Genomic DNA, 23,871 nt, shown 5'->3' on the forward strand with positions numbered 1-23,871 from the left:
TGCCGCGACCGGACGGACGTCACGCGTGATGTCCACCCCATCACGCGTGTTGTCCACCCCATCACGTGTGTCTTCCGTTTGGACACACGTGTCGGCACTAAGCCAGGATCCCGGCCAGCGTGGCCGGGTCCATGTTGCCGCCGGAGACGACGGAAACGGTCTTGCCCTCGGGTAGTTCGCCGCGGTGGAACAGGTACGCGGCGGTCGCGGTGGCGCCGCTCGGTTCGGCGATCAGGCGGGCGCGGTGTGCCAGCGTCCGGACGGTCTCCCGGATCTCCTCCTCGGAAACCGTGATGACGTCGTCCAGCACCGACTGGAGGTGGGCGAAGGTCAGGTCCGACGGCTGGGCTCGCAGGCCGTCGGCGATGGTCCGCGCCCGCAGGTCCATCGGCCATTCGATCCGCCTGCCCGCGCGCAGCCCCTCGGCGGTGTCGGCCGCGAGTTCGGGCTCGACGCCGATGACCTTCGCGCCGGGGAGCAGCGCCTTGATCACCGTGCCGACGCCAGAGGCCAGCCCGCCGCCGCTGAGCGGGACGAGCACGACGCCGGCGTCCGGCAGGTCTTCGGCGATCTCCAGGCCGATCGTGCCCTGTCCGGCGATGACGTCGCGGTGGTCGAACGGCGGGATCATGGAGAGGTTCCGTTCGTCCGCGACGGCGAACGCGGAGGACTCCTGACGGTCGATCGGGACCTCGATGACTTCGGCACCGAGTGCCTTGGTCGCTTCGACCTTGGCGCGTGGTGCGACGTCCGGAACGATGATCACCGCGGGAATTCCGAACCGTTTCGCCGCGTAAGCGACCGCTTGCGCGTGGTTACCGCTGGAGAACGCGACGACGCCGCGAGCGCGCTGAGCTTCGTTCAGCGCGGCGATCGCGTTATACGCGCCGCGAACCTTGAAAGCGCCGATCGGCTGCAGGCTTTCCGGCTTGAGCCACAACGGTGCCCACGACTGTTCCAGTAGCGGCGTGCGTACGGCGGCACCTTTGATCCGGCTCGCCGCGTCGCGGATTTCCTCGATTGAGACCAGTTCCATACGCCTGATCATGTCAAGGAATTGTGAACCATGGACAGTCCTTTTTGGACAGACGGCGTGGCGCTCCTCACGTGTGGACAACGAAGGGAGCATCCCGCGCGCCTTATTCGTTAGGACCGGTTGAGAATCGACTAGCTGCAGAACGGGATCATGACCAAGGAGACTTCCGAGAAGGACACCGAAAAGACGGAAAAGCAGGGGAGGATCGTCCAGGTGACGGCGGCCGCGATGGCCGCGATCACCGCGGCGCTGCTGGGTTCCACGCTCGGCGTGGCCGGAACGGTGGCGGGTGCGGGACTGGCGAGTGTCATCACGACGCTCGGCGGCGAGCTGTACCTCCGTTCGCTGCAACGCACGAAGGACGCGGCGCTGAAGGCGCGCGTCGTGCTGACGGTGCCGGGACGGCGCCGGGTGCTCGACCCGTCGGAACAGGAGACCGTCCGGCTCACCCCGACGGGGGATGAAGAGGCCTCCGAGCGGAAGTTCAAGCCGCGCTGGGCGGTGATCGCCGGGGTCAGCCTGGTGGCGTTCGTGGTGGCGCTCGTCGCGATCACCGGCTTCGAGGGCGCGACCGGGAAGACCTTCGGCGGCGGGACCGGGACGACCATAGGGAAGTTCATCGGCGGCGGGCAGGCCCAGGAGCGGCAGGACAAGCACGACACTCCGCCGGCGACGTCCCCTTCGGAGACCCAGGACGAACAGCCCGAGAAGACGCCTTCGAGCACGTCGACTCCGTCGACGACGCCGACGGCTCCCACCACCACCGAGGCTCCTCCGACGACGCCTTCGACGACTCCGTCGACTTCTCAGGCGCCCCCGGCGACCCGTTCGGCTCCCGCCTCCGGCACCCCCGCGCCGTGACCCCCTCCGCAACTCGTCCTCTAGTTGCGGTAGTTCGCACCACCAACTACCGCAACTAGAGGACGAAACGCGGGGGTCAGGCGAGGGCGGAGCGGAGGGTGCGAGCGGCGGCCTCGGGGTCTTCGGCCTCGGTGATCGCCCGGACGACGACGATCCGCGACGCCCCCGCGTCCAGCACCTCGGGCAGCCGTTCGGTGTCGATCCCGCCGATCGCGAACCACGGCCGCGACGTCCCGAAAGCCGCGGTGGAGCGCACCAGGTCGAGCCCGGGAGCGGACCGGCCCGGCTTCGTCGGCGTCGGCCAGCACGGGCCGGTGCAGAAGTAGTCCACGCCGGGCTCCTCGGCGGCGGCCTTGGCCTGCTCGGCCGAATGGGTCGACCGGCCGATCACCACGTCGTCACCGAGAACGCGACGCGCCAGCGGCACCGGGATGTCGTCCTGGCCCAGGTGCAGCACCTGCGCGCCGACGGCGAGCGCGACGTCCGCGCGGTCGTTCACCGCCAGCAGCTTGCCGTGCTTCTCGCATGCTTCCGCGAGTACTTCCAGCGCCGCGATCTCGTGTTTCGCCTCGATCGGGGCGCCGCCGGACTTGTCCCTCAGCTGGATGATGTCGACCCCGCCCGCCAGTGCCGCGTCGGCGAATTCGGCGAGGTCGCCGCGGCCGGACCGGGCATCGGTGCAGAGGTACAGGCGGGCATCCGCGAACCGGGCGCGGATCTCCGAACCAGACAGGGTGGGCATGGCGGCGACGGTACTCGCGCGCTACGGTGGGGTGGTCCGCACGGGAGCCCGAGGACGGGCTGAGAGGGAGCCGAAACCGCTCCGACCGTGGAACCTGATCCGGGTCATGCCGGCGCAGGGAGCGTGCGTTCATGAAGGAACTTTCGGTAGTCGGCGGCGGGGTCATCGGCCTCTCGGTCGCTTGGCGCGCGGCCGCGCGCGGCCATCACGTCACCGTGTACGACCCCGATCCTGGGCGCGGAGCGTCGTGGCTCGCGGGCGGCATGCTCGCACCGGTCACCGAGGCCTGGCCCGGCGAGGAGACTGTCCTCACCCTCGGCGAAGCTTCGCTGCGGCGCTGGCCGGATTTCGCCCGTGACCTGGCCGAAGAGGGCGTTGACCCAGGCTTGTCGACGCACGGCACGCTCGTCGTCGCGCTGGACAGCGCCGACGCGGGCAACCTCGAAATGCTCGCCGCGTACCTCGCCGAACTCGGCCGCGAGGTCGAGCGGTTGACCGGCCGCGAGGCCCGGCGCGCCGAACCCGGTCTCGCCGCATCCGTCCGAAGTGGACTGCTCGTGCCCGGCGATCTGGCCGTGGACAACAGAAGGCTGCTTCACGCGCTCAAACACGCCTGTGGCAGGCACGGAGTCGAATTCCGCCACGAGACCGTCACCGGCCTCGACGACTTCGGCGTTGTCGTCCTCGCCGCCGGCGCCTGGACCGGGCGCCTGCACCCCGCGCTCGCCGACGCCGTCCGCCCGCTCAAGGGCGAAATCCTCCGGCTGAGGCCGCGCCGGGGTTGCCTGCCGCCGCCGCGCCGGACCGTCCGCGCGATCGTCGAGGGCCGCCCGATCTACCTCGTCCCGCGTGAAGACGGCGAGGTAGTGCTCGGCGCGACCCAGTACGAGGCCGGTTTCGACGAGACCGTCACCGCGCGCGGGGTCCGCGAGCTGCTCGAAGGCGCCGAGCGCGTCCTCCCGAGCATCGCCGAGTACGAACTCGTCGAGACCGCCGCCGGGCTTCGCGCGGCGAGTGTCGACACGATGCCCTTCATCGGTGAGCTCGGCGAAGGCGTCTTCGCCGCGACGGGCCACCATCGCAACGGCCTCCTGATGGCCCCGCTCACCGCGGACGCCGCGGTCGCGTGGCTGAACGGCGGGCCGTTGCCGGACGAGGCCGCGGCGGCCACGCCGTCGCGGGGAAGCGAGGAGCGGGTGTGATGGAGATCCAGGTCAACGGCCAGTGGCGCGAGTTCCCCGACGGGACCACCGTCGAGGGCGTGCTCGAGGCGCTGGGCACGGCGACGAAGGGGGTCGCGGTCGCGGTGGACGGCGTGGTCGTCCGGCGCGGCGAATGGCCGGAAGCAGTGGTGCGCAAAGGCGCCAGCGTCGACATCCTCACCGCTGTTCAAGGAGGCTGAAATGTCCGGTATGGACGGCGACCACCTCGTCATCGGCGAGCACAAGCTCACGTCGCGGTTGATCATCGGCACCGGCGGCGCGGCGAACCTCGCCGTGGTGGAACGCGCGCTGGTGGCGTCCGGCACGGAACTGACCACCGTCGCGATGCGCAAGGCCGACGCCGAAGGCGGCTCCGGTGTCCTCGAACTGCTTCGGCGGCTCGGCATCCGCCTGCTCCCCAACACCGCCGGCTGCCGGACGGCCGCGGAAGCCGTCCTCACCGCCCGGCTCGCCCGCGAAGCGCTCGAAACCGACCTCGTCAAGCTCGAAGTCCACGCCGACGACCGCACGCTGCTGCCGGACCCCTTCGAGACCCTCGAGGCCACCGAGCAGCTCACCGCGGACGGTTTCACCGTGCTGGCCTACACCAACGACGACCCCGTCCTGGCGCTGCGACTGGAGGAAGCGGGCTGCGCGGCCGTGATGCCGCTCGGCGCGCCCATCGGCACCGGTCTCGGCATCCGGAACCCGCACAATATCGAGCTGATCGTGTCGCGCGCGGGTATCCCGGTGATCCTCGACGCCGGTATCGGCACCGCCTCGGACGCGACGCTGGCGATGGAGCTCGGCTGCGACGCCGTGCTGCTCTCCACCGCCGTGACCAGGGCCGCGGACCAGGAACGGATGGCGTCGGCGATGCGCGCGGCCGTCATCGCCGGACGGCTTGCCGCGGGGGCGGGGCGGATCCCGCGGCGGTTCTGGGCGCACGCCTCCAGCCCGCCCCGATAACCCTTTTGTACGGTTCACGGACTTGACAGCGAGTACGCACCGGAAGCCCGTATGGTTGACGGCACTCTCCGGCGGCGCACCCGCCGCCGTGTACCCAGAGGAGCCAGTGGTGACCACGTCAGCGGTCCAGGATGTTTCGGGCAGATTGTTCCTGGCGGTGGGCCGGTTGTCCCGGTCACTGCGCCAGGCGGGGGTGCCCGGACCAGGCCACGGCGCGATTTCCGCGCTCGCGACGCTCGTGAACTACGGTCAGCTTCGTCTGGGTGATCTCGCGGCGAAGGAAGGCGTCGCCGCGGCGACCATGTCGAGGATCGTCGCTTCGCTGGTCGAGGCCGGCTACGTCAGCCGTGAGTCGGACCCGATCGACAGGCGGGCCTGGCTCGCGGAGGCGACCGAAGAGGGCGAGAGGCTGGTTTCCGGCGTCCGGTCGACGCGCGTGCACGAGCTGGGGATGCGCCTCGACCGGCTGACTCCCGAACATCAGGCGGCGCTCGCGGCGGCTCTTCCGGCGCTTGAAGCGCTTATCGCGGACGACGACCGCTAGGAGCTCTGGCGTAGCGCTGTGACTTCGGCGCGAAGAGCCCGAAGCTCATCCAGAATCTCCTTGTTCGCCAGAGCCTGGGTTTCGGCCTGCTTCGCCTCTTCTTCGCGGATGTCCTGGCGAAGCTCGTCTTCCATTCCGCTGACCACGACGGCGATGAACAGGTTCAGCACGGCGAAGCTGGACACGAGGATGTAGACCACGAAGAACACCCAGGCCATGGGTGCTTCCTTCATGATCTCCTTGGCGATGTCCGGCCACGCCTCGCCGGTCATCACCTGGAACAGGGTGAACAGCGAAGTGCCGAGGTCGCCGAAGTTGTCCGGCGAGATCGCGCCGAACAGCTTCGTCGCCATCACGCCCGCGACGAAGACGATCAGCGCGAGCAGTGCGGCGATCGACGCCATCCCGGGGATCGCCGCGAGCAGCCCGGTGACGACCTTCCGCATCGACGGCACGACCGAGATCAGCCGCAGCACCCGCAGGACCCGCAACGCCCGCAGCACCGCGAACGGCCCGGTCGTGGGGATCACCGCGATGCCCACGACGAGCAGGTCGAAGATGTTCCACGGGTCGCGGAAGAACTTCGCGCGATAGGCGTAGAACTTCGCGCCCAGTTCGAGCACGAAGATCCCGAGCGCGATGTGGTCGACGGTGTGCAGCAGCGGCCCGTACTCCGCGAGCATCCTCGTCGAGGTCTCCAAACCGAGCGTGACGGCGTTGAAGACGATCACCGCGATGATGAAGTGCTGAAAGCCGCGGGCCTCGACGACCTTGGCGACCCGCTCGCGTCCGATCACGGCACAGATCGTAACGGGACGTGTTCTCAGTGCTCCGGCGCAAGCCGCCAAAACGCCGAAACCGGGCCGACCTTCGCGCCCATGGGGTAGGCGTTTTCGACCGCGTGTGAGACGAACCACTTGCCGTAGCGCGCGGCCTCCACGACGGACATGCCCTTCGCGAGACCGGCCGTCAGCGCCGACGCCATCGTGTCCCCGGCGCCGTGCGTGTGCGGGGTCGCGAACCGCTCGCCGGGCAGTTCGACGAACGTGGAACCGTCGAAGAGCACGTCGACGCATTCCGGGTCGGAGACGAGGTGACCGCTCTTCACGAGCACGTACTTCGGGCCGAGCCGGTGCAGGACGACCGCCGCCTGGTGCATTTGCTCGCGGGTGGTCACGGTCATCCCGGTCAGCAGCCGGACCTCGTCGAGGTTCGGTGTGAGGACGGTCGCGCGGGGCAGGAGTTCGTCCCGCAGCGCCACCAGGCCGTCCTCGTCGAACAGCGGATGTCCGTGCATCGACGCGGCGACCGGGTCGACCACGAACGGCACCTTCCGGTCGCGCCCGATTTCCGCCTTGTCGCAGGCCGCGGCCACGGCGTGGATGATCTCGGCCGAGGCGAGCATGCCGGTCTTGGCCGCGTTGACGCCCATGTCGGCCGCGACGGCCTCGATCTGCCCGGCGACGATCCGCGCCGGGATGTCGGTGCGGTCGTGCACGCCGAGGGTGTTCTGGACGGTCACCGCGGTCACCGCGACCAGGCCGTGCACCCCGCAGGTGAGGAACGTGCGCAGGTCCGCCTGCAGACCGGCGGCGCCGCCGGAGTCGGAGCCTGCGATGGTCAGCGCGGACGGCGGGCTCGGATTTTCGCTCATGGGTCCATTTTCCCGACTGGTCCACCGTCCTGCCCCGGCGGCGGACGTCGCGAAAGCCACTTTCGGGACATGTGGTGTCCCGATAGTGGCTTTCGCGACACCCCGGAGTCGATACCGGCACGCGGCCCGAGCCATCTGTCGCGCGGTTAGACCGTCAGGACGAGCTTTCCGGTGACACGGCCGACATCGTGGGCCTTGGTGACGTCCTCCAGCGGGAAGGTCTGGTCGACGTGGACGCGCACATCGCCCTTCTCGATCAGTTCGGTCAGCGCCAGCAGGCCGAACTGATCGGGTTCGGCGGGCATTCCCGACGTCCGCACTCCCAGCTTTTCGGCCTCGCGGTGACGGCCTCGCTCACGCCGACGGGAACCGCGATGAGCAGGCCGCCCGGCTTCGCCTCGTCCAGCCAGCGCAGGTCGCTCTGCTCGCCGACCAGCCCGAACACGACATCCACCTCGGACGCCGTCGCGATTTCGTCGTGGTAGTCGATCGGCTCGTTTACACCGAGGTCGCGGAGGAAGTCGTGCTTTCCGGCGCTCGCCGTGCCGAGGACGTACGCGCCGCGCGCCTTCGCCACCTGAACGGCGAGGTGGCCCACCCCGCCCGCGGCGGCGTCGACCAGCACCCGCTGTCCGGGCTGGACGTCGGCGATGTCCACCTGGAGCCCGCGAGGCCTACGACTCGCGGGTGATGGAGCCCGTCGGCTGAAGTCCGTCCGGCGGGCACCCGGACTTCACCGGGAAGTCGATTCGCCACACTAACTTGACGAACAATTGGTACGGATAAGTTATCCGGAGGCTTTTGTGCGCAGAACGCTTTCCCTCCTCTCGGCCATGGTGGCCGTCGCCGGGCTCAGCTCGGGCCTGACCGACAGCTTCGCGGCGGCCGAGGCCAAGGCGCCGAAGGTGCTGGTCATCGGCCTGGACGGCGCCCGGTTCGACAAGCTGATGGCCGCCGACACCCCCAATGTCCACGCGCTCGTGAAGCGCGGGTACGCCTCGCGGAGTTCCCTGTACGGCAGTGGGATGGCGCCGACGGTCAGCGGTCCGGGCTGGTCCACGATCCTCACCGGCGTCTGGCCGGACAAGCACAAGGTGAAGGACAACTCCTTCGCCGGCAACGACCTCGCCTCGCACCCGAGCTGGCTCGCCCGTGCCGAAGCCGCGAACCCGGCTCTCGACACCTACGCGGCCGTCGACTGGACGCCGATCAGCGACAAGATCCTGCGCACCGGCCAGGACCGCAAGTTCGTCCAGAACGGCGACAGCGCCGGCTACGAGAAGACGGACGAGCAGGTCGCCGTCGACGCGGAAAAGCACCTCAGACAGGACAAGGCCGACGCGTCGTTCGTCTACTTCGGACAGACGGACATCGCGGGCCACGACCACGGCGCGGATTCCTCGCGGTACGAAGCCACTTTGCGCACCGACGACGCGTTGATCGGCCGGTTGCTCGCCGCCGTCGACGCGCGGTCGAACCGTGGAAGCGAGGACTGGCTGATCATGATCTCCGCCGACCACGGCCACACCCCTTCGGGCGGTCATGGCGGCGACACCCCCGAAGAACGGATGACGTTCGTGATCGCCGCGGGCGGCGCGGTCCCGGCCGGAATCCCCGCTGTGGCACCGAAGATCATCGACATCGCGCCCACGGTGTTGCGGCACCTCGGTGTCGCGGCTCCGGCGGCCTACGACGGCTACCCGCTCGGTGCCGCGCCTTCGGACGTCTTCGACACGGCTGTCTTCAAGCCCAGGCAGGACGAAACCGGTGTCCCGTCGGGAGTACTCGGCTGGACGCACGACGCGCCGGGCGGTTGGACCGTGCGGAACGCGTCCGGAATGCCGGCCGGAGTCGCGGAATGGCAGGGCTGGGCCTTCACCAACGACGACTTCTGGACCCGGACGGCTCCCGGCCAGCAGCGCGAGGCGAACGCTCGGGCACGCGGTGTCTTCGCGGTCGCCGACCCGGACGAGTGGGACGACAAGGGCTCGCCTTCCTCGCGCGGAACCTTCGATTCCTCACTGGTATCGCCGGGGCTCGAGGTCAGCGGTAGGTCCACTGTGGACGTCTCGTTCGTCTCGCACTACCGGCAGGACGGGACGCAGCGGGGCGCTCTGACGGCGTCGTTCGACGGCGGTCCCGAGCAGGGCGTGCTGGCCTACGGGCCGGAGTCCGGTACGGCGAACAAGGGCGGCGACGTGCTTTCGGTACCGACGTCGGCTTCGGTCAAGGTTCCCGCGGGTGCTCGTTCGGTGAAGCTGACCTGGCGGCTCTACGCGGCGGGCAACAACTGGTACTGGGCCGTGGACGCTCCTCGCGTCACGACTCGGTAGCGGCTGAGATGAACGGGACTTTCATCGCAAATTTCGAGATGAAAGTCCCGTTCATCTCACGCCTCAGGCCTCGCTGAGCCGCCAGAAGGGTGAAACCGGGCCAACGCCCGCCCCCAGTGGATACGACTCCGCCACACAACGCTCGATAAAGCGTTTCCCCGCACTCACCGCGGTAGGCACGTCGGCTCCCTTCGCCAGCGAAGACGTGATCGCGGAAGCCATCGTGTCCCCGCCGCCGTGCGTGTTCCGCGTGTCGAACCGCGGCCCGCTCAACTCGACCCACGTTTCGCCGTCGGACAACAGGTCCACACAGTCCTGGGCCGCGTCGAGGTGCCCGCCCTTCACCAGCACCCACTCGGAACCGAACTCCAGCAACGCTTCCGCCGCTTCCCGCTGGGTCGCCGGACCGGTCACGGGAACGCCGGTCAGCAGCCGCACCTCGTCGAGGTTCGGGGTGATCAGCGTGGCGCGCGGGAAGAGCTCGGTGCGGATCGCCTCCAGCGCCTCCTCGCGCAGCAGCGCGTGCCCGGTCATCGAAGCGGCGACGGGGTCCACGACGAACGGCGTCGAAGTGTTCCGTCCGATGTGGACCTCGTCGAGCGTTTTGGCGACGGCGTCGATGATCTCGGCCGTCGCGAGCATTCCCGTCTTCGCGGCGTCGACGCCCATGTCGGTCGCGACGGCCTTGATCTGGCCGGTGACGACGTCGACGGGGATCTCGCTGAAGCCCTGCACGCCCAGCGAGTTCTGCACGGTGACCGCGGTGATCGCGACCATCCCGTGCACCCCGTTGGCGAAGAAGGTTCGCAGATCGGCCTGGATGCCCGCACCACCACCGGAGTCGGATCCGGCGATGGTGAGGGCGGTCCTGGGGGTTTCCGTCACTGGTTGACCACCGGCAGGTAGACCTTGTTGCCCTGCTCGGCGAACTCGTTCGACTTCTCCGACATGCCTGCTTCGATAGCTTCCACAGTGGACAGTCCGTGCTCCTCGGCGTACTTGCGGACGTCCTGGGTGATGCGCATCGAGCAGAACTTCGGCCCGCACATCGAGCAGAAGTGCGCTGTCTTCGCCGGTTCCGCGGGCAGCGTCTCGTCGTGGTACGAACGCGCGGTGTCCGGGTCCAGTGACAGGTTGAACTGGTCGTTCCAGCGGAATTCGAAGCGGGCCTTGGAAAGCTCGTCGTCCCACTCCTGCGCGTACTGATGCCCCTTGGCGAGGTCGGCGGCGTGCGCGGCGATCTTGTAGGTGATGACGCCGGTCTTGACGTCGTCGCGGTTTGGCAGGCCGAGGTGTTCCTTCGGCGTGACGTAGCAGAGCATCGCCGTGCCGTACCAGCCGATCTGTGCCGCGCCGATGGCCGAGGTGATGTGGTCGTACGCCGGTGCGATGTCGGTCGTGAGCGGGCCGAGGGTGTAGAACGGCGCCTCGCCGGTCAGCTTCTCTTCGAGTTCGACGTTTTCCTTGATCTTGTGCATCGGCACGTGGCCGGGGCCTTCGATCATCACCTGGACGTCGTGCTCGCGGGCGATGTGCGTGAGCTCGCCCAGCGTCTCCAGTTCGGCGAACTGCGCGCGGTCGTTCGCGTCGGCGATCGAGCCGGGACGCAGGCCGTCACCGAGGGAGAAGGTGACGTCGTACTCGCGCAGTATTTCGCAGAGTTCGGCGAAATTGGTGTACAGGAACGATTCCTTGTGGTGCGCGAGGCACCAGGCGGCCATGATCGAGCCACCACGCGAGACGATGCCGGTGACCCGGCGCGCGGTCAGCGGGATGTAGCGCAGCAGCACGCCTGCGTGCACGGTGACGTAGTCGACGCCCTGCTCACACTGCTCGATGATGGTGTCGCGGTAGACCTCCCACGACAGCTTTTCCGGTTCACCGTCGACCTTCTCCAGTGCCTGGTAGATCGGCACGGTGCCGACCGGGACCGGCGAGTTGCGGACGATCCACTCGCGGGTCTCGTGGATCCGCTTCCCGGTGGAGAGGTCCATGATGGTGTCGGCGCCCCAGCGGGTGGCCCACACCATCTTGTCGACCTCTTCCTCCACCGAGGACCAGACGGCCGAATTGCCCATGTTGGCGTTGATCTTCACCAGGAAGTTCTTGCCGATGATCATCGGCTCGCTCTCCGGGTGCTTACGGTTGGCCGGGATCACCGCGCGGCCGCGCGCGACCTCGTCCCGCACGAATTCCGGGGAGCAACGCTCACGTGCCGCGATGTACTCCATCTCGCGGGTGATGACGCCCTGTTTGGCCCAGCCCAGCTGGGTGTTGTGCTCCCGGCCATCGGCCCAGCCCGCGCGCAACCGGTGAAGTCCACTGTGGACATCGATCTGCGCGTCCGTGTCCGTGTACGGGCCAGAGGTGTCGTAAACATCGAAATGTTCGCCGTTGGAAAGATCTATCCGCCTGGCGGGGACCCGGAGACCGGATTCCGTCTGGTTGTAGACCTTGCGGGAACCGGTGATGGGCCCGGTGGTCACGGTCGGCGTGATGTTCTGGGTACCGTTCTCAAGCGTCGTCAACGACGTTCACTCCCTACGCCGGCATTACCCGGTCAGGTTCATGCGGTCGGCGGCACCGGGTCCCCTAGAAAGACACCAGCCGCCCTCTCAGCCCGCCATGGCGCGAGCTCCCGCGGTTGTTTGGTTGTCCCCCGACCATGCCACGCGGAGGCTCCCGCAATCAACCCTCCGGGGGATCGGTCACTCCGAAGCCGCAAGTAGAGGACTGGTTGCGGTCCATGCGCGTGCAACTACCGCAACCAGTCCTCTACTTGCGTGATCGACAAGTCGACAGCGTTAGCGGTTCACCGGTTTGGAGCATGTGCTCGCACGGGATTCACGACAGAATCCTGAGGTTCTGCACCGTTACAGAAGTCTGGGGTGGTTATGCGGAAACTCATGCTCCCGGCACTGGCAGGCGTGCTGATCGCCGGCCTGGTCCCGGCGGTGGCGACGGCACAGGGAGGCGAGGCGCCCGGAGCCCCCGGCGCCCATCCGAGCTGGCTCCCGGCGGACAAGACCGGCTTCGGCACCGCTCGCGACCGGGCGAGCAACGTCTGGTTCACCTTGCAGGGTGGTCGCCTCTCCGAGGTCTACTACCCGGACCTGTCGACGCCGGGTGTTCGCGCGCTCGATCTGGTCGTCACCGACGGGAAGAGCTTCGCCACCGTCGATTCCTCGGCCAGGTCGCAGCAGGTGCGCCGCACCGGCGCCGACGGTCTCACCTACGAGCAGACCATCACCGACGACCAGCGCCGCTGGAAAGTCCGCAAGACCTACGTCACCGACCCGGCGCGCGCGAGTGTGCTGATCGACGTCGACTTCGTCTCGATGACCGGCCGCCCGTACCAAGTGTACGCGGTCGCGGACCCCGATCTCACCAACGAGGGATCCGACGACTCCGCACGCTCCGTCGGGGTGAACGCGGTCGCGGCCGACGCGAAGACCGCGGCCGCGCTGACCGCCGAACCGGCGTTTTCGCGCACTTCCGTGGGCTACGCGGGTTCCTCCGACGGCATCACTCAGCTGACGAAGTCTTTCACACTCAAGGATTACGCGAGCGCGGCCAAGGGCAACGTGCTGCTCACCGGGCAGACGACCGCCGACGGTGTCCGCTCGCGGGACTTCACGCTTTCGCTCGGCATGGGCGCGAAGGACTCCGAAGCGCTCGCCAACGCGAAAGCGTCGCAACGACGAGGATTCGCCGATGCCGCCCGTGCGTACGACCGCGGTTGGAAGCAGTACCTCCGTCAGGTGAAGGACGTGCCGTCGTCCCTCAAGACCAAGCAGGAACGGGACCTCTACAAGGCGTCCGTGCTCATGCTCGCGGCGAGTGAGGACAAGATCCATCAGGGGGCGCTCATCGCGTCGCCGAGCATGCCGTGGCGCTTCGGCAACAACGACCCGGAATGGTCGCCGTCGGGCACCTACCACCTGGTCTGGCCGCGCGACCTCTACCAGATCGCGACCGGCCTGCTCGCCGCCGGCGACCGCGACGCCGCCAACCGGTCGGTCGACTACATGTTCGGCACGCAGCAGCTGCCGGACGGGCATCTGCCGCAGAACAGCCACGTCGACGGCACACCGTACTGGAAGTCCATCCAGCTCGACGAGACCGCGCTGCCGATCGTGCTCGCGCAGCAACTCGGCCGCACCGACGCCAAAACCTGGCAAGGTGTGCGCAAGGCCGCGGAATTCCTGTTGTCCTACAAGGCGGACAACGGTCACGCGTCGCCGTACAGCCAGCAGGAGCGCTGGGAGGAGCAGGACGGCTATTCGCCTTCGACGATCGCCGCGGTGATCGCCGGACTGGTCTGCGCGGCGGATCTCGCCAAGGCGAACGGCGCCGCCGCCGACGCGAAGCGCTACCTCCACACCGCCGACGCGTTCAAGGCGAAACTCGCCCGGTGGACGGTGACCACGAACGGTCCGCTGTCGAAGGACCCGTACTTCGTCCGGCTGACCAAGGACGGCGACGCGAACAACGGCACGAAGTACAACCTGGGCAATTCCAGCGTGACCATGGACCAGCGTGCCGTGACCGACGCCGGATTCCTCGAACTGGTGCGACTCGGCATCTACCGGGCCGACGATCCGGTGATCCGGAACAGCGTCGAGGTCACCGACGCCGACATCGCGTTCACCACTCCGATGGGTCAGTTCTGGCACCGCTACACGAAGGACGGCTACGGCGAGAAGGCCGACGGCTCACCGTGGGACTACACGTTCCCGGCCGAGAGCCGGACCACTTTCGGGCGACTCTGGCCACTGCTCGCGGGGGAACGCGGCGAGTACGACCTCGCCGCGGGTGACCGGGGTACGGCTGCGAAGCGGCTTCGCGACCTTGGCCGCGTCAGCAGCTCTGGGGAAACGATGCCGGAGCAGGTCTGGGACGAGAACGCGCCTTCGGGTCAAACGGGCTTCCCCGCGGGTACTCCGACGGCGTCCGCGACGCCGCTGGCCTGGACGCACGCGCAGTACCTCCGGCTCGCTTGGTCGGTGCAGGCGGGGAAGGTGATCGAGCAGCCGCGGGTGGTGCGGTGCCACTTCCTGGGGTGCTGAGCCCTGTCGCGCTCACGTAGCTCCGTATCGGCGCCGTTGCCGGGTTGAAGTACATGAAGGCCCCCTGCCTACGCCTAGCGCAAGGAAGGGGGCCTTCATGTACTTGGGGAAGGTGCGAAGGTCGAGTTCCCTCGGCTGAGCCGCGGAAGGGGACCTTCGCGCGCCGCCGGTGTGGCTGGTGGGTGGCTGGGGTCAGAGTTGCTGTTCCGGGCTGGGTGAGGGGGCCTTTGAGGGACCCTGGGTCCCTCAAGGAGTCCTTCACGGACCTGCGGGCAGTGACAGCCTCGGCCGCTGCCGAACCGAAAGGGCTCACACGTGGAGGTCAGTCGTCGGCGGGTTCGGGTTGGGCTTCGGGCAGCCAGGAGTTGCCCGGAACGCCCCACTTGTTCGCTTTCAGCATCTTCTTCGCCGCCCGAGCGTGGCGTCCGACCAGCCGGTCGAGGTAGAGGAAGCCGTCCAGGTGATCGGTCTCGTGTTGCAGGCAGCGCGCGAGGTAGCCGCGGCCCTCCACCTCGATCGGGTTACCTTCGACGTCGAAGCCGGTGACCTTCGCCCACGAGGCGCGTCCGGTCGGGTACGACTCACCGGGTGCCGACAGGCAGCCTTCCCAGTCGTCGTCCGGGTCCGGCATCGTCTCCGGGATTTCCGACGTCTCGAGCTTCGGGTTCACCACGACGCCCTTGTGGCGCGTGCCCTCGTCGTCGGGACAGTCGTAGACGAAGACCCGCAGGTCGTGGCCGATCTGGTTGGCCGCGAGGCCGACCCCTTCGGCGGCGTACATGGTCTCGAACATGTCGTCGATGAGCGTGCGCAGCTTGTCGTCGAACTCGGTGATCTCCCGAGTCGGGTTGTGCAGCACTGGCTCGCCGGCGATCACGATGGGATGGACGGTCACGCGCGCAGTTTAGTCGGACCCTTCTGATACACCCTTACCCATGACGCGCCGAAGCCGATATCGAGGCCGGGCGCCGGATCCGTGGTCTAATGGCGCCGCGGAATGACAAGCCTGTGGTTTCACGCCCGCCGAGCACTGACCTGATTGCGAGGAGTCGGATGGACGCCGCGGAGTCGATGGCTGAGCCCGACCAGCCGTCCCCGTTGGAGACCGTGAACGGCCTCGGCGAGCGCGAGCTCGACATGCTCGCTTTCGAACGGCAATGGTGGAAGTACGCCGGTGCGAAAGAACAGGCCATCCGTGAACGTTTCTCGATGTCGTCGACGCGGTATTACCAGCTGCTGAACCGGCTGCTCGAGAAGACCGAAGCCATGCAGGCCGATCCGATGCTGGTGAAGCGCCTGCGAAAGACGCGAGCGGCCCGGCAGCGCAATCGCGCGGCCCGGCGACTGGGGATCGATCTCTCATGAGTCTCTTTTCGGGCCTGTCCCGGCCGATGAAGGCCGCCGGACTGGCCTTGGTCGGTGTCGCTGTGATCGCCGCCGTGATCGGCGGAATCACCCTGACCACCGGCGGCGGTGATTCGGACACGGCCACGCCGCCCGGCACCACGCCCACGACCTCGGACGGCGCGACCCCGCCGTCGTCTCCCGCGCCGGGTTCGCCTCCGGTCGGTTCGCCGCCTGCCTCGTCGGCCCCGCCGTCGAGCGCGCCCGCGAGCTCCGCGCCACCCGGGAGCCAGCCGGGTCAGCCCGGGCAGACCGGCCAGCCCGGTCCGGGGCAGCCCGGTCCGGGCCAGCCCGGTGGCGATCAGCAGGCGTCGCACAAGTGGGTGACCGTCCGCGTCTACAACAACAGCACGATCCAGGGCCTCGCCGAGAAGGGGGCGAACGACTTCCGCGCCTCCGGCTGGAACGTCACCGAGATCGGCCCCCATCAGGGCAGGCTCGAGAAGAGCGCGGCCTACTTCCGGCCGGGCACCGACGAGGAAGCCGCCGCGAAGGCGCTGGCGCTGGAGTTCGGGATCCAAGCCCTGCCGAGGTTCGAGGGTATTCAAAACGCGGCCCCGGGTGTGATTGTCATCCTCACCAAGGACTACAACACCAACGACAAGGACGGCTCCTAGCCGATACGTGAAAGGCCCTCTTCCCACTGCGAGGAAGAGGGCCTTTCACGTATTCACGCCTGGTTCCGCGCGTACGCCTCCAGTGCCGCGAGCTGTGCCGGGTCGAGTGACGGCCGCACCGCCTTGGCCGCCTTCGCCAAGTGAGCGGCGGTGACCTCCTTGGCCTCCAGCGACTCCCGCATCGCGGTCAGCGCGGCCTCCCGGATCAGCGCCGCGCAGTCCGCCGCCGAGTAACCGTCCAAAGTGGTCGCGTACGCCGCCAAGTCCACATCGGACGCGAGCGGCGTGTTCTTGGCGCTGGCGGCCAGGATCGCCTCTCGGGCGTGCGCGTCCGGCGGCGGGACGTAGACGCGGCGCTCCAGCCGCCCCGGCCGCAGCAGTGCCGGGTCGACCAGCTCCGGCCGGTTCGTCGCACCGAGGACGACGACCTCGCGCATCGGCTCGACACCGTCCAATTCGGTCAGCAGGGCCGCGACGACCCGGTCCGACACGCCGGAGTCCGAGGACTGGCCGCGGCGCGGGGCGAGCGCGTCGATCTCGTCGAGGAAGATCAGCGACGGCGCGGCCTCGGCGGCGCGCCGGAAGAGTTCCCGCACCGCCCGCTCGGACTCGCCGACCCACTTGTCCATCAGTTCGGCGCCCTTGACCGCGAACACGTTCAGCGCGCCGGTGCCCGCGAGCGCGCGGACCAGGAACGTCTTGCCGCCGCCGGGCGGCCCGTACAGGAGCACGCCACGCGGCGGGTCGACGCCGAGGCGGGCGAACGAATCCGGATAGCGCAGCGGCCACAGCACCGCCTCGGTCAGCGACTGCTTGACGTCGACCATGTTGCCGACGTCGTCGAGGGTGAGCCCGCCGGTGGCCAGATTGTCCGAAGTGGACATCGAGATCGGGCGGACGGTGGTCAGCGCGTCGAGCAGGTCCTGCTGGGAGATCCGCGGCTCGTCCGCCTCACGTTGCCGCAGCGCGGCGCGGAGGGCGGCGTCGCGGCGGAGCGCGATGAGGTCGGCGGCCACGAAGCCGGGGGTGCGTTCGGCGATCGGGCCGACGTCGACCCCGGTCTCCAGCGGGGCGTCGCGCAACAGGACACGCAGCAGTTCCGTGCGGGTTTTGGCGTCCGGCAGTGGCAGGCCGAGCTCGCGGTCGAGCAGGTCGGCCGCGCGCAGCCTCGGATCGGTCGACTCGGCCCGGCCGGTGGTGGCGATGACGGCGAAACCTTTGCTCCGCAAAGCCTTGCGCAGGTCATCGAGGACGACCGTCGCGAGCGGCGGCGGCTGGGAAGCTGGCAGCAGCGCGTCGATGTCGGTGATCAGCAGGACGGCGGGATCTTCGTCGCTCGTGGCCCGCTCGATCGCCTCACGCAGCCGCGCGGCGGCCACGTTCGGGTCGAGGACGGCGATGTTCGGCGCCGCGAGCGACACCACCCGCACCTTCTCAGCCTGTGCCACGGCGCGGACCAGCGTCGCCTTCCCGACGCCTTCCGGCCCGGACAGCAGGACCCCGAGGTGCGCCGACGTCCCGAGTTTGGCCAGCAGCTCCGGGCGGTGGAAGGCCAGGTCGAACCATTCGGCGAGCTTGCGCGCGGCCGATCCGGATCCGGCGAGGTCGGACAGGGGAGGTACGGATTCGTCGGCCACTTCGTCGCTTTTTTCGTCTTCGACGATCTCGGCGTCGATGAAGTCCTCGTGCGGGGTCGAGGGGGTGCTGCGCACCAAGGTCGTCCCGGCGCGGGCCGGAGCGGCGGCGGGCGTGGCCTCACCGGTGCGGGCGCCGTCGCGCCAGCTGACCACAGTGGACGGTCCGACGGCGACCGGGCCCGACGGCTCGGTGGCGGTGACGGTGAGCAGTTCGTTCGTCCACGTCAGGCCGATGGCGCGGGAGAGCTGGCCGCGGACCGCGGAGACGTCGGAGCCGGGTGCGGGCGCGAGATCCTGGGGAAGCAGGGAAACCGCGTCGCCGACGGTCAGCACCTTGCCGATCAGGGCGAGCCGCAGGGTGTGCGGGGAGAGCGACACGCTGGCCATCCGCGAGCCCGACACGGTGACCGTCTTCGCGGCCGACACCTCCGCCGGCGCGACGACCACCTCCGAACCCTCGGTCACGCCGAGGTTCGACATCGTGACGTCGTCGACGAGGATCACGCCCGGGATCCCCTCCGCTTCCGAAGGCGCGGCCAGCGCCGAGCTGACCCGCGCGCCGGTGAGGCGGACCGCGTCCCAGGCCATCAGGCCGAGCGCGTCGAGGACTTCGGGGTGCAGCCGGACGACGCCGCGGCGGGAATCCAGGGCGGACGGGGTGTGCCGGACGGTCAGCGTGATCTGGGGTGCGCTCACCCTGTCACCCTATCCAGCCTCAGGCCGCCCAGCCGTTGAAGTGGGCGATCCGCTCGAGTGGCGGCCGCTTGCCAGGCCGGAACTCCCGCCGCGTCGTCTACGCGACGCAGCGGTCTGCGCCCGGTTTCAGCGGCTGGTGACCGCCGAGGAACTGCCTTTCCCCGCACCGAGTGCCGCCCTCGATGCGGGAGGGCGACTGCCCACGGGACTTCGAATTCCAGCTGGACCTGCTGATCGGCGCGCTCAGCGCTTCCGCAACCCGATCCGGCGCCACGAGCGGCGACGGGGTCCGCGGCCGTTGTCCCGATCCTTCTCACTGGTGATGGTGCGCGGAGCGCGCGCGACGTGTTGTTCGCCCCGCTGCAGCCGGACGCGTTGAGCGGCACCGGCCACCACGCGCCGCAGCGGCGGACGCAGGCCCAGACGGCGGCGGCTCGAAGAACGCCGGATCGCGCGTCGTTCCCGCGGCGGGGCCATCCACGCTTCCGGGTGCTTGGCGAGCCAGCGTTGCCGGTACATCGAGTACGGGATGTGCGCCAGGTACAGCACCAGCGCGATCGCCAGCGCCACCAGTGGGAACTGGATGATCGCGGCGGCCAGCAGGCCCACCCCGACCAGCAGCGGCGCGATCGCCTTCGCCGGCGCCCTCACCGTCTTCAGCGAAAGCGTCGGGATCCGGCTGATCAGCAGCGCGGCCACGGCGATCGTCCACACCCACACCACGTACTGGTGCGACCACCAGCCCTGCCCGAACTGCAGTTCCAGGATCAGCGGCAGCATCGCCAGCAGACCACCGGCGGGCGCGGGCACGCCGACGAAGAACTCACCCGCGTACGGCGGCTGTTCGGCGTCCTCGATCAGCGTGTTGAACCGCGCCAGCCGCAAGATCATGCAGACCGCGAAGATCAGCGACGCGACCCAGCCGATCCGCGCGCCCTCGGCGTGCCAGACGTACAGCACCAGTGCGGGCGCGACACCGAACGAGATGCCGTCGGACAGCGAGTCGAGCTCCTGCCCCATCTTCGACGTCGCGTCCAGCAGCCGTGCGATCCGGCCGTCCAGGCTGTCGAGCACCGCAGCGATCCCGATCGATGCGATCGCCATCGGATAGTTGCCGATCAGCGCGAACTGTACCGACGACAGACCGGCGCACAGGGCGAGCACCGTGATGGCGTTCGGCAGCAGCCGGACGCCGGGAGTGGTCACACGGACCATGGATCAGCCTTCCGGGTGCGGCGCCGTGGGCAGCTCGGCGATCGGGGTCTCGCCGCCGATCGTGCGCTGGCCCTTCGAGACGAGGACCTTGCTGCCCGGCGGCAGGTACAGGTCGACTCGCGAGCCGAAGCGGATGATGCCGTACGTCGAGCCGACGCCGACTTTGTCACCCTCGCGGATCTCACAGAGGATGCGCCGGGCCACCAGCCCGGCGATCTGCACCACGACGAGCTCGTGGCCGTCTCCGGTGCGCATGAGCACGGAGTTGCGCTCGTTGTCCTCGCTCGCCTTGTCCAGGTCCGCGGACAGGAACTTCCCGGGCCGGTAGGCGACCCGCTCGATCACACCCGACGCCGGGATCCGCTGGACGTGCACGTCGAACACCGACAGGAACACGCTCACCCGCATCCGGGGCACGGCGGGCAGCCCCAGCTCGGGCGGCGGCACGGCCTCTTCGATCAGCGAGACCAGACCGTCCGCCGACGCGACCGCGAGGCCGGACTGGGCGGGCGGGACGCGCTTGGGCTCACGGAAGAACGCGGCCGTGGCGGCCGTCGCGAGCGCGCCGACGACGCCGAGGCGCTTGGAGAACCTCCGCAGCACCAGCGTCGCGGCGAGACCGCCGAACACGAACGGCCTGCCGGCCGGGTGCATCGGCGGAACGGTCTCGCGCGCCAGCTTCACGGCGTGCGCGAGTGGGTTACCAGTGGCTTCCGGCCGGTTGCCGCTCATTGGTCGGGTTCACCGCAGTTCGTGTCGGGGGGTTGGGGCATGAGGAGCCACCACGCTACCGCCCTGTCCGGGGCCGGGCCGTGGCCTCCCCCGGAAGGGTTTCCCCGGTCCGGGTGGGAGGGGCCACATCGCGGTAACGGTAGGTGGAAATATCCGATAACTCTAGGTAGTTGATGCCGATCGCCGACCGTGAGGACCCGTGCATGCCCGCCAGTCCGGACCCCGCAGGCGAGCGTCTCGCCGAGTTGTTCCGAGCCTGGAAGAGGGACATTTCGGCGGCGCCGATGCCTTCGCTCGTCGACCCCGTCCGCGCCGTCTCGGTGATCGCCGAGGCGCGAGCGGCCGGGTGCATATGCCCCCCGACGGCATATGCACCCGGCCGCGGCCGCTGGAACTGAGCGAAAGTTCCACCTTAGTTCGCCGGACGCCCGTGATCACCCGTCGCGAGTCAACCGTTACCAACGGTTACCCCAGTGGTCACCGGCGATGGGGCGGCTGAGAATCGCGTCGCCCGGAGCCGCGCACCAGTCGCAGCAGGGCGAGCAGCACGATCGAGCCGAGGATGGCGACGCCGAAGCTGGGGAAGTCGAACTCGAAGTTCCGCGCGGTGCCCGTCGCGAGGCGGTAGATGAAACCGCCCAGCGCCGCGCCGAGCACACCGATCAGGATGCTGAACAGGCAGCCGCCCCGGCGGTCCGGGCCGCCCACCGCGACGTTGGCCAGCCATCCGGCGATGGCGCCGAACACGATCCACGAGAAGAAACCCATGCCACGAGGTTACCGACGCGAATGGAGTAGCGCACAAGAAGGCTTGTGCAAGAACTCTTGTGCAACTACTGTTGTGCGTTATGGCCGATCGCGAAGTGCATGAAGTCCACGACTCGAAGGTGCTCGCCGCGATGTCGCATCCGCTGCGGCGCCGCCTGCTCGACGTCCTCCGCCTCGACGGCCCGTGTACCGCGTCCGTACTCGCCGAGCGGACCGGGCAGGCCGTCGGGAACGTCAGTCACCACCTGAAGGTGCTGGCCGCCAGCGACCTCGTCGAGGAGGCGCCCGAACTCGCGCGTGACCGGCGTGAGCGCTGGTGGCGGCGCGTCGGGTACGCGGTTTCCTGGTCCCCGTCGGACTTCCCGGACGACCCGGTCGCGGCCGCCGCCGAATCCCTCGCCCTCGAACGTCAGGTCTCCATGGCGCGGCAATGGTTCGCTGAACGGGAGACCTATCCCGAGCAGTGGCACCGGGCCGCCTTCGTGACCGACAGCTGGATGAAGCTGTCGGTCACGGAAATGGCCGAGATCGAGGGCCGGATCCAGGCGCTGGTCCGGGAGTACAGCGACCGCGAACAGCCGGACGACGGCCAGGAACGCAGGCCGGTGTTCTTCGCCACCCGAGCCGCCCCGGCCCGGCCGTGAGCGTCCGCGAACGCGGCGGATTGCTGCGCTCACGTGATTTCCGGCTGTTGTGGACCGGCGAAACGACCAGTGTGCTCGGCAGTTCCATCGCCGTCGTCGCGCTGCCGCTCGTCGCGCTGCCGCTCGTCGCGGTGGTCACCCTGGAGGCGAGCACGTTCGCGGTCGGGCTGCTGACCGCGGCCGCCTGGGTGCCGTGGCTGCTCATCGGCCTGCCCGCCGGCGCGTGGGTCGACCGCTGGCCGAAACGGCCGATCATGCTGGTGTGCAACACCTTCTCGATGCTGGTGTTCCTCAGCGTCCCGGTCGCCGCTTGGTTCGGGCTGCTCACGATGACCCACTTGATCGTCGTCGCTCTGGCGGGCGGTGTCGCGAAGGTGTTCTTCAACGTCGCCTACCGCGCCTATCTGCCTTTACTGGTCTCCAAGGAGGAGCTCCAGGAGGCCAACGAGAAACTGCAGGGCAGCGAGTCCGCCGCGCAGATCGGCGGACCCGGGCTCGCCGGTCTGCTGGCCCAGGGATTCGGCGCCGTCGCCGGGGTGCTCGCCGACGCCGCCAGTTTCGGGATCTCCTTGCTGTGCCTGCGATCCATCCGCTACCGCGAACCACGACGCGTGGTCACGACGCGGACGCGACTGCGGGACGAGATCCGCGAGGGCCTCGATTTCGTCCTCCGCGACCGGTTCCTGCGCGTGTTCGCGGTCTTCGGCGCGGTCTCGAACGTCGCGCTCATGGGTTACCAGTCGATCGAGGTCGTGTTCCTCGCCCGCGATCTGGGGGTGGGGCCGGGTGCCGTCGGACTGGTGCTCGCGCTCGCCGGCGTTGGCGGCGTTTTCGGTGCCGCGTTGTCGGGCAAACTCGCCGCACGCATCGGCACCGCGCGAGCCTTCGTGCTCTGTGAGGCCTTCGGGGCGCTGATGATGCTGCTGGGGCCGCTCGCGCAGGGCGGCTGGGGGCTCGCTTTCTTCGTCGCCGCGGGGTTCTCGCTCAGCGCCGGGGTGGTCGGCTCGAACGTCCTCAACGCCACGTTCAAGCAGCGCTACATCCCGGCGGCGATGTTCGGCAGGGTCACCGCGAGCATGTCCGTGCTCAGCTTCGGCGCGATCGCGCTCGGCGGCCTGCTCGGCGGGATCCTCGGTGAGACCGCCGGCGTGCGGCAGACGTTGTGGCTGATGGCCGGGCTCGAAGTCGTCGCCGTCGCCGCCCTGCTGTTCACGCCGATCGGCCGGTGCCGCGACTTCCCGGCCGCGTCGCGTTCAGCGGGCTAAACGCGCTCCGGTGCGTGGTGGAGGCCTCCTTCCTTACCTTGAGGGTCAGGGTCCCGGCAAAGTCGCGGAGCTGGTCAAGCGGGTCGTGAGTGGCGATTCAGGTTTTACCCGACCTGTTTTGCCTACTGGCTGAAGCGGTGTCATCCTCCCCACTCGATGAAGTTGACCTTGATCGACGGAGGATCGGGGACGTTGAGTGTCCTCAATCCTCCGTCGATCAAGGTTCGAGGCCCTGCGCCGTCGGGCTGATCACGCGTGGATAAGCAACTGCCGGTCCGCCCTGACCCGAATTGCCACTCACGACCGAAGGGTGGTTCGGACGGCAAGCGCGGCCGCCCCCGGTGTCGCGAAAGCCACTTTCGCGACGTCAGAGGTCCCGAAAGTGGCTTTCGCGACACCGTACGGCAGTTGCGCGACTTTGCCGGGACCCTGACCTTGAGGGTAGGCAAGGAGGCCTTCGCGGACCGGCCCAAGCGTTGCCAG

General features: G+C 68.9%; 24 protein-coding genes and 2 riboswitches. Of the genes, 11 read left to right on the forward strand and 13 right to left on the reverse strand.

Features of this window, described 5'->3' with window-relative positions:
- Positions 1 to 97: 97 nt before the first annotated feature.
- The gene (locus tag ACM6LR_RS37680) at positions 98 to 1,036 is read right to left on the reverse strand and encodes a threonine ammonia-lyase (RefSeq protein WP_414941575.1); all 939 of its coding nucleotides are present in this window, start codon (positions 1,034 to 1,036) and stop codon (positions 98 to 100) included.
- A gap of 150 nt (positions 1,037 to 1,186) precedes the next feature.
- Between ACM6LR_RS37680 and ACM6LR_RS37685 the strand changes: the two genes are divergently transcribed.
- Positions 1,187 to 1,897 (forward strand): hypothetical protein, encoded by a 711-nt coding sequence (locus ACM6LR_RS37685; protein ID WP_414941576.1) that lies wholly within the window; start codon positions 1,187 to 1,189, stop codon positions 1,895 to 1,897.
- A gap of 76 nt (positions 1,898 to 1,973) precedes the next feature.
- On the opposite strand, the gene thiE is transcribed toward ACM6LR_RS37685, so the two are convergent.
- On the reverse strand, positions 1,974 to 2,639 hold the full coding sequence (thiE, locus tag ACM6LR_RS37690; protein ID WP_414941577.1) for a thiamine phosphate synthase: 666 nt from the start codon (positions 2,637 to 2,639) through the stop codon (positions 1,974 to 1,976).
- A 30-nt stretch (positions 2,640 to 2,669) separates the two neighbouring features.
- A riboswitch (TPP riboswitch) is annotated at positions 2,670 to 2,777 on the forward strand.
- On the opposite strand from thiE, the gene thiO reads away from it, so the two are divergent.
- The 4 genes from thiO (at position 2,771) to ACM6LR_RS37710 (ending at position 5,354) form a co-directional block, all read left to right on the forward strand.
- Positions 2,771 to 3,841 (forward strand): glycine oxidase ThiO, encoded by a 1,071-nt coding sequence (gene thiO, locus ACM6LR_RS37695; RefSeq protein WP_414945493.1) that lies wholly within the window; start codon positions 2,771 to 2,773, stop codon positions 3,839 to 3,841. (Overlaps the previous riboswitch by 7 nt.)
- Positions 3,841 to 4,041, forward strand: coding sequence for a sulfur carrier protein ThiS (gene thiS, locus ACM6LR_RS37700; RefSeq protein WP_005160548.1), 201 nt, complete (start codon positions 3,841 to 3,843; stop codon positions 4,039 to 4,041). The genes thiO and thiS overlap by 1 nt, the downstream gene beginning before the upstream one ends.
- Positions 4,042 to 4,051: 10 nt before the next feature.
- On the forward strand, positions 4,052 to 4,810 hold the full coding sequence (locus ACM6LR_RS37705) for a thiazole synthase (RefSeq protein WP_414945498.1): 759 nt from the start codon (positions 4,052 to 4,054) through the stop codon (positions 4,808 to 4,810).
- A gap of 109 nt (positions 4,811 to 4,919) precedes the next feature.
- Entirely contained in the window at positions 4,920 to 5,354 is a 435-nt protein-coding gene (locus ACM6LR_RS37710) for a MarR family winged helix-turn-helix transcriptional regulator (protein ID WP_414941580.1), read from the forward strand.
- Here the strand turns inward: ACM6LR_RS37710 and ACM6LR_RS37715 are convergent.
- The 4 genes from ACM6LR_RS37715 to ACM6LR_RS37730 form a co-directional block, all read right to left on the reverse strand.
- On the reverse strand, positions 5,351 to 6,151 hold the full coding sequence (locus tag ACM6LR_RS37715; RefSeq protein ID WP_414941581.1) for an ion transporter: 801 nt from the start codon (positions 6,149 to 6,151) through the stop codon (positions 5,351 to 5,353). The genes ACM6LR_RS37710 and ACM6LR_RS37715 overlap by 4 nt on opposite strands.
- Positions 6,152 to 6,177: 26 nt before the next feature.
- Entirely contained in the window at positions 6,178 to 7,008 is an 831-nt protein-coding gene (thiD, locus tag ACM6LR_RS37720; RefSeq protein ID WP_414941582.1) for a bifunctional hydroxymethylpyrimidine kinase/phosphomethylpyrimidine kinase, read from the reverse strand.
- A 146-nt stretch (positions 7,009 to 7,154) separates the two neighbouring features.
- Positions 7,155 to 7,313, reverse strand: coding sequence for a zinc-binding dehydrogenase (locus tag ACM6LR_RS37725; protein ID WP_414941583.1), 159 nt, complete (start codon positions 7,311 to 7,313; stop codon positions 7,155 to 7,157).
- Positions 7,274 to 7,666: a zinc-binding dehydrogenase gene (locus tag ACM6LR_RS37730; protein ID WP_414941584.1), complete on the reverse strand. Its 393-nt coding sequence runs from the start codon at positions 7,664 to 7,666 to the stop codon at positions 7,274 to 7,276. Before ACM6LR_RS37730 ends, ACM6LR_RS37725 begins: the two co-directional genes overlap by 40 nt.
- A 145-nt stretch (positions 7,667 to 7,811) precedes the next feature.
- Between ACM6LR_RS37730 and ACM6LR_RS37735 the strand changes: the two genes are divergently transcribed.
- Positions 7,812 to 9,341 (forward strand): alkaline phosphatase family protein, encoded by a 1,530-nt coding sequence (locus tag ACM6LR_RS37735; RefSeq protein WP_414945494.1) that lies wholly within the window; start codon positions 7,812 to 7,814, stop codon positions 9,339 to 9,341.
- Positions 9,342 to 9,404: 63 nt separating this feature from the next.
- Here ACM6LR_RS37735 and thiD (ACM6LR_RS37740) read toward each other — a convergent pair whose 3' ends face one another.
- A complete protein-coding gene (gene thiD / locus ACM6LR_RS37740) occupies positions 9,405 to 10,226 on the reverse strand; it encodes a bifunctional hydroxymethylpyrimidine kinase/phosphomethylpyrimidine kinase (protein WP_414941586.1) in 822 nt (273 codons plus the stop codon).
- Complete coding sequence (gene thiC, locus ACM6LR_RS37745; RefSeq protein WP_414941587.1) at positions 10,223 to 11,869, reverse strand: phosphomethylpyrimidine synthase ThiC; 1,647 nt, start codon at positions 11,867 to 11,869, stop codon at positions 10,223 to 10,225. Before thiC ends, thiD (ACM6LR_RS37740) begins: the two co-directional genes overlap by 4 nt.
- Positions 11,863 to 11,993: riboswitch (TPP riboswitch) on the reverse strand. It overlaps the preceding gene by 7 nt.
- 242 nt (positions 11,994 to 12,235) lie before the next feature.
- Between thiC and ACM6LR_RS37750 the strand changes: the two genes are divergently transcribed.
- Positions 12,236 to 14,410 carry a glycoside hydrolase family 15 protein gene (locus ACM6LR_RS37750; protein ID WP_414941588.1) on the forward strand — a complete coding sequence of 725 codons (2,175 nt, stop codon included), beginning with the start codon at positions 12,236 to 12,238 and terminating at the stop codon, positions 14,408 to 14,410.
- A 322-nt stretch (positions 14,411 to 14,732) separates the two neighbouring features.
- Here ACM6LR_RS37750 and ACM6LR_RS37755 read toward each other — a convergent pair whose 3' ends face one another.
- Positions 14,733 to 15,305, reverse strand: coding sequence for a peptide deformylase (locus ACM6LR_RS37755; protein ID WP_414941589.1), 573 nt, complete (start codon positions 15,303 to 15,305; stop codon positions 14,733 to 14,735).
- Between the two features lie 158 nt (positions 15,306 to 15,463).
- Here ACM6LR_RS37755 and ACM6LR_RS37760 point away from each other — a divergent pair, with 158 nt between their 5' ends.
- Both ACM6LR_RS37760 and ACM6LR_RS37765 read left to right on the forward strand, forming a co-directional pair.
- Complete coding sequence (locus ACM6LR_RS37760; protein ID WP_414941590.1) at positions 15,464 to 15,775, forward strand: DUF3263 domain-containing protein; 312 nt, start codon at positions 15,464 to 15,466, stop codon at positions 15,773 to 15,775.
- Positions 15,772 to 16,431: a LytR C-terminal domain-containing protein gene (locus tag ACM6LR_RS37765; RefSeq protein ID WP_414941591.1), complete on the forward strand. Its 660-nt coding sequence runs from the start codon at positions 15,772 to 15,774 to the stop codon at positions 16,429 to 16,431. Before ACM6LR_RS37760 ends, ACM6LR_RS37765 begins: the two co-directional genes overlap by 4 nt.
- Positions 16,432 to 16,484: 53 nt before the next feature.
- On the opposite strand, the gene ACM6LR_RS37770 is transcribed toward ACM6LR_RS37765, so the two are convergent.
- From ACM6LR_RS37770 to ACM6LR_RS37785, 4 genes are all read right to left on the reverse strand, one after another.
- Entirely contained in the window at positions 16,485 to 18,764 is a 2,280-nt protein-coding gene (locus ACM6LR_RS37770) for an AAA family ATPase (RefSeq protein ID WP_414945495.1), read from the reverse strand.
- A 243-nt stretch (positions 18,765 to 19,007) separates the two neighbouring features.
- Positions 19,008 to 19,979: a CDP-diacylglycerol--serine O-phosphatidyltransferase gene (gene pssA, locus ACM6LR_RS37775; protein ID WP_414945496.1), complete on the reverse strand. Its 972-nt coding sequence runs from the start codon at positions 19,977 to 19,979 to the stop codon at positions 19,008 to 19,010.
- 3 nt (positions 19,980 to 19,982) lie between these two features.
- Complete coding sequence (locus tag ACM6LR_RS37780) at positions 19,983 to 20,711, reverse strand: phosphatidylserine decarboxylase (protein ID WP_414941594.1); 729 nt, start codon at positions 20,709 to 20,711, stop codon at positions 19,983 to 19,985.
- Positions 20,712 to 21,188: 477 nt separating this feature from the next.
- Positions 21,189 to 21,479, reverse strand: coding sequence for a GlsB/YeaQ/YmgE family stress response membrane protein (locus tag ACM6LR_RS37785; protein WP_414941595.1), 291 nt, complete (start codon positions 21,477 to 21,479; stop codon positions 21,189 to 21,191).
- Between the two features lie 80 nt (positions 21,480 to 21,559).
- On the opposite strand from ACM6LR_RS37785, the gene ACM6LR_RS37790 reads away from it, so the two are divergent.
- Positions 21,560 to 22,123 (forward strand): ArsR/SmtB family transcription factor, encoded by a 564-nt coding sequence (locus ACM6LR_RS37790; protein WP_414941596.1) that lies wholly within the window; start codon positions 21,560 to 21,562, stop codon positions 22,121 to 22,123.
- Positions 22,120 to 23,388: an MFS transporter gene (locus tag ACM6LR_RS37795; protein ID WP_414945497.1), complete on the forward strand. Its 1,269-nt coding sequence runs from the start codon at positions 22,120 to 22,122 to the stop codon at positions 23,386 to 23,388. The genes ACM6LR_RS37790 and ACM6LR_RS37795 overlap by 4 nt, the downstream gene beginning before the upstream one ends.
- Positions 23,389 to 23,871: the final 483 nt, after the last annotated feature.

This window comes from Amycolatopsis sp. cmx-11-32 (assembly GCF_047608695.1).
Taxonomy (GTDB): Bacteria; Actinomycetota; Actinomycetes; order Mycobacteriales; family Pseudonocardiaceae; genus Amycolatopsis.

Bases quoted from the DNA above. Each gene is read 5' to 3' on its own strand.
- ACM6LR_RS37750 (WP_414941588.1), top strand. From the start codon at position 12,236: ATGCGGAAACTCATGCTCCCGGCACTGGCAGGCGTGCTGATCGCCGGC.
- pssA (WP_414945496.1), bottom strand. From the start codon at position 19,979: ATGGTCCGTGTGACCACTCCCGGCGTCCGGCTGCTGCCGAACGCCATC.
- ACM6LR_RS37785 (WP_414941595.1), bottom strand. From the start codon at position 21,479: ATGGGTTTCTTCTCGTGGATCGTGTTCGGCGCCATCGCCGGATGGCTG.
- thiD (WP_414941582.1), bottom strand. From the start codon at position 7,008: ATGAGCGAAAATCCGAGCCCGCCGTCCGCGCTGACCATCGCAGGCTCC.
- ACM6LR_RS37760 (WP_414941590.1), top strand. From the start codon at position 15,464: ATGGACGCCGCGGAGTCGATGGCTGAGCCCGACCAGCCGTCCCCGTTG.
- ACM6LR_RS37705 (WP_414945498.1), top strand. From the start codon at position 4,052: ATGGACGGCGACCACCTCGTCATCGGCGAGCACAAGCTCACGTCGCGG.
- ACM6LR_RS37685 (WP_414941576.1), top strand. From the start codon at position 1,187: ATGACCAAGGAGACTTCCGAGAAGGACACCGAAAAGACGGAAAAGCAG.
- ACM6LR_RS37725 (WP_414941583.1), bottom strand. From the start codon at position 7,313: ATGCCCGCCGAACCCGATCAGTTCGGCCTGCTGGCGCTGACCGAACTG.
- ACM6LR_RS37680 (WP_414941575.1), bottom strand. From the start codon at position 1,036: ATGGAACTGGTCTCAATCGAGGAAATCCGCGACGCGGCGAGCCGGATC.
- ACM6LR_RS37790 (WP_414941596.1), top strand. From the start codon at position 21,560: ATGGCCGATCGCGAAGTGCATGAAGTCCACGACTCGAAGGTGCTCGCC.
- ACM6LR_RS37765 (WP_414941591.1), top strand. From the start codon at position 15,772: ATGAGTCTCTTTTCGGGCCTGTCCCGGCCGATGAAGGCCGCCGGACTG.
- thiS (WP_005160548.1), top strand. From the start codon at position 3,841: ATGGAGATCCAGGTCAACGGCCAGTGGCGCGAGTTCCCCGACGGGACC.
- ACM6LR_RS37780 (WP_414941594.1), bottom strand. From the start codon at position 20,711: ATGAGCGGCAACCGGCCGGAAGCCACTGGTAACCCACTCGCGCACGCC.
- thiO (WP_414945493.1), top strand. From the start codon at position 2,771: ATGAAGGAACTTTCGGTAGTCGGCGGCGGGGTCATCGGCCTCTCGGTC.
- thiE (WP_414941577.1), bottom strand. From the start codon at position 2,639: ATGCCCACCCTGTCTGGTTCGGAGATCCGCGCCCGGTTCGCGGATGCC.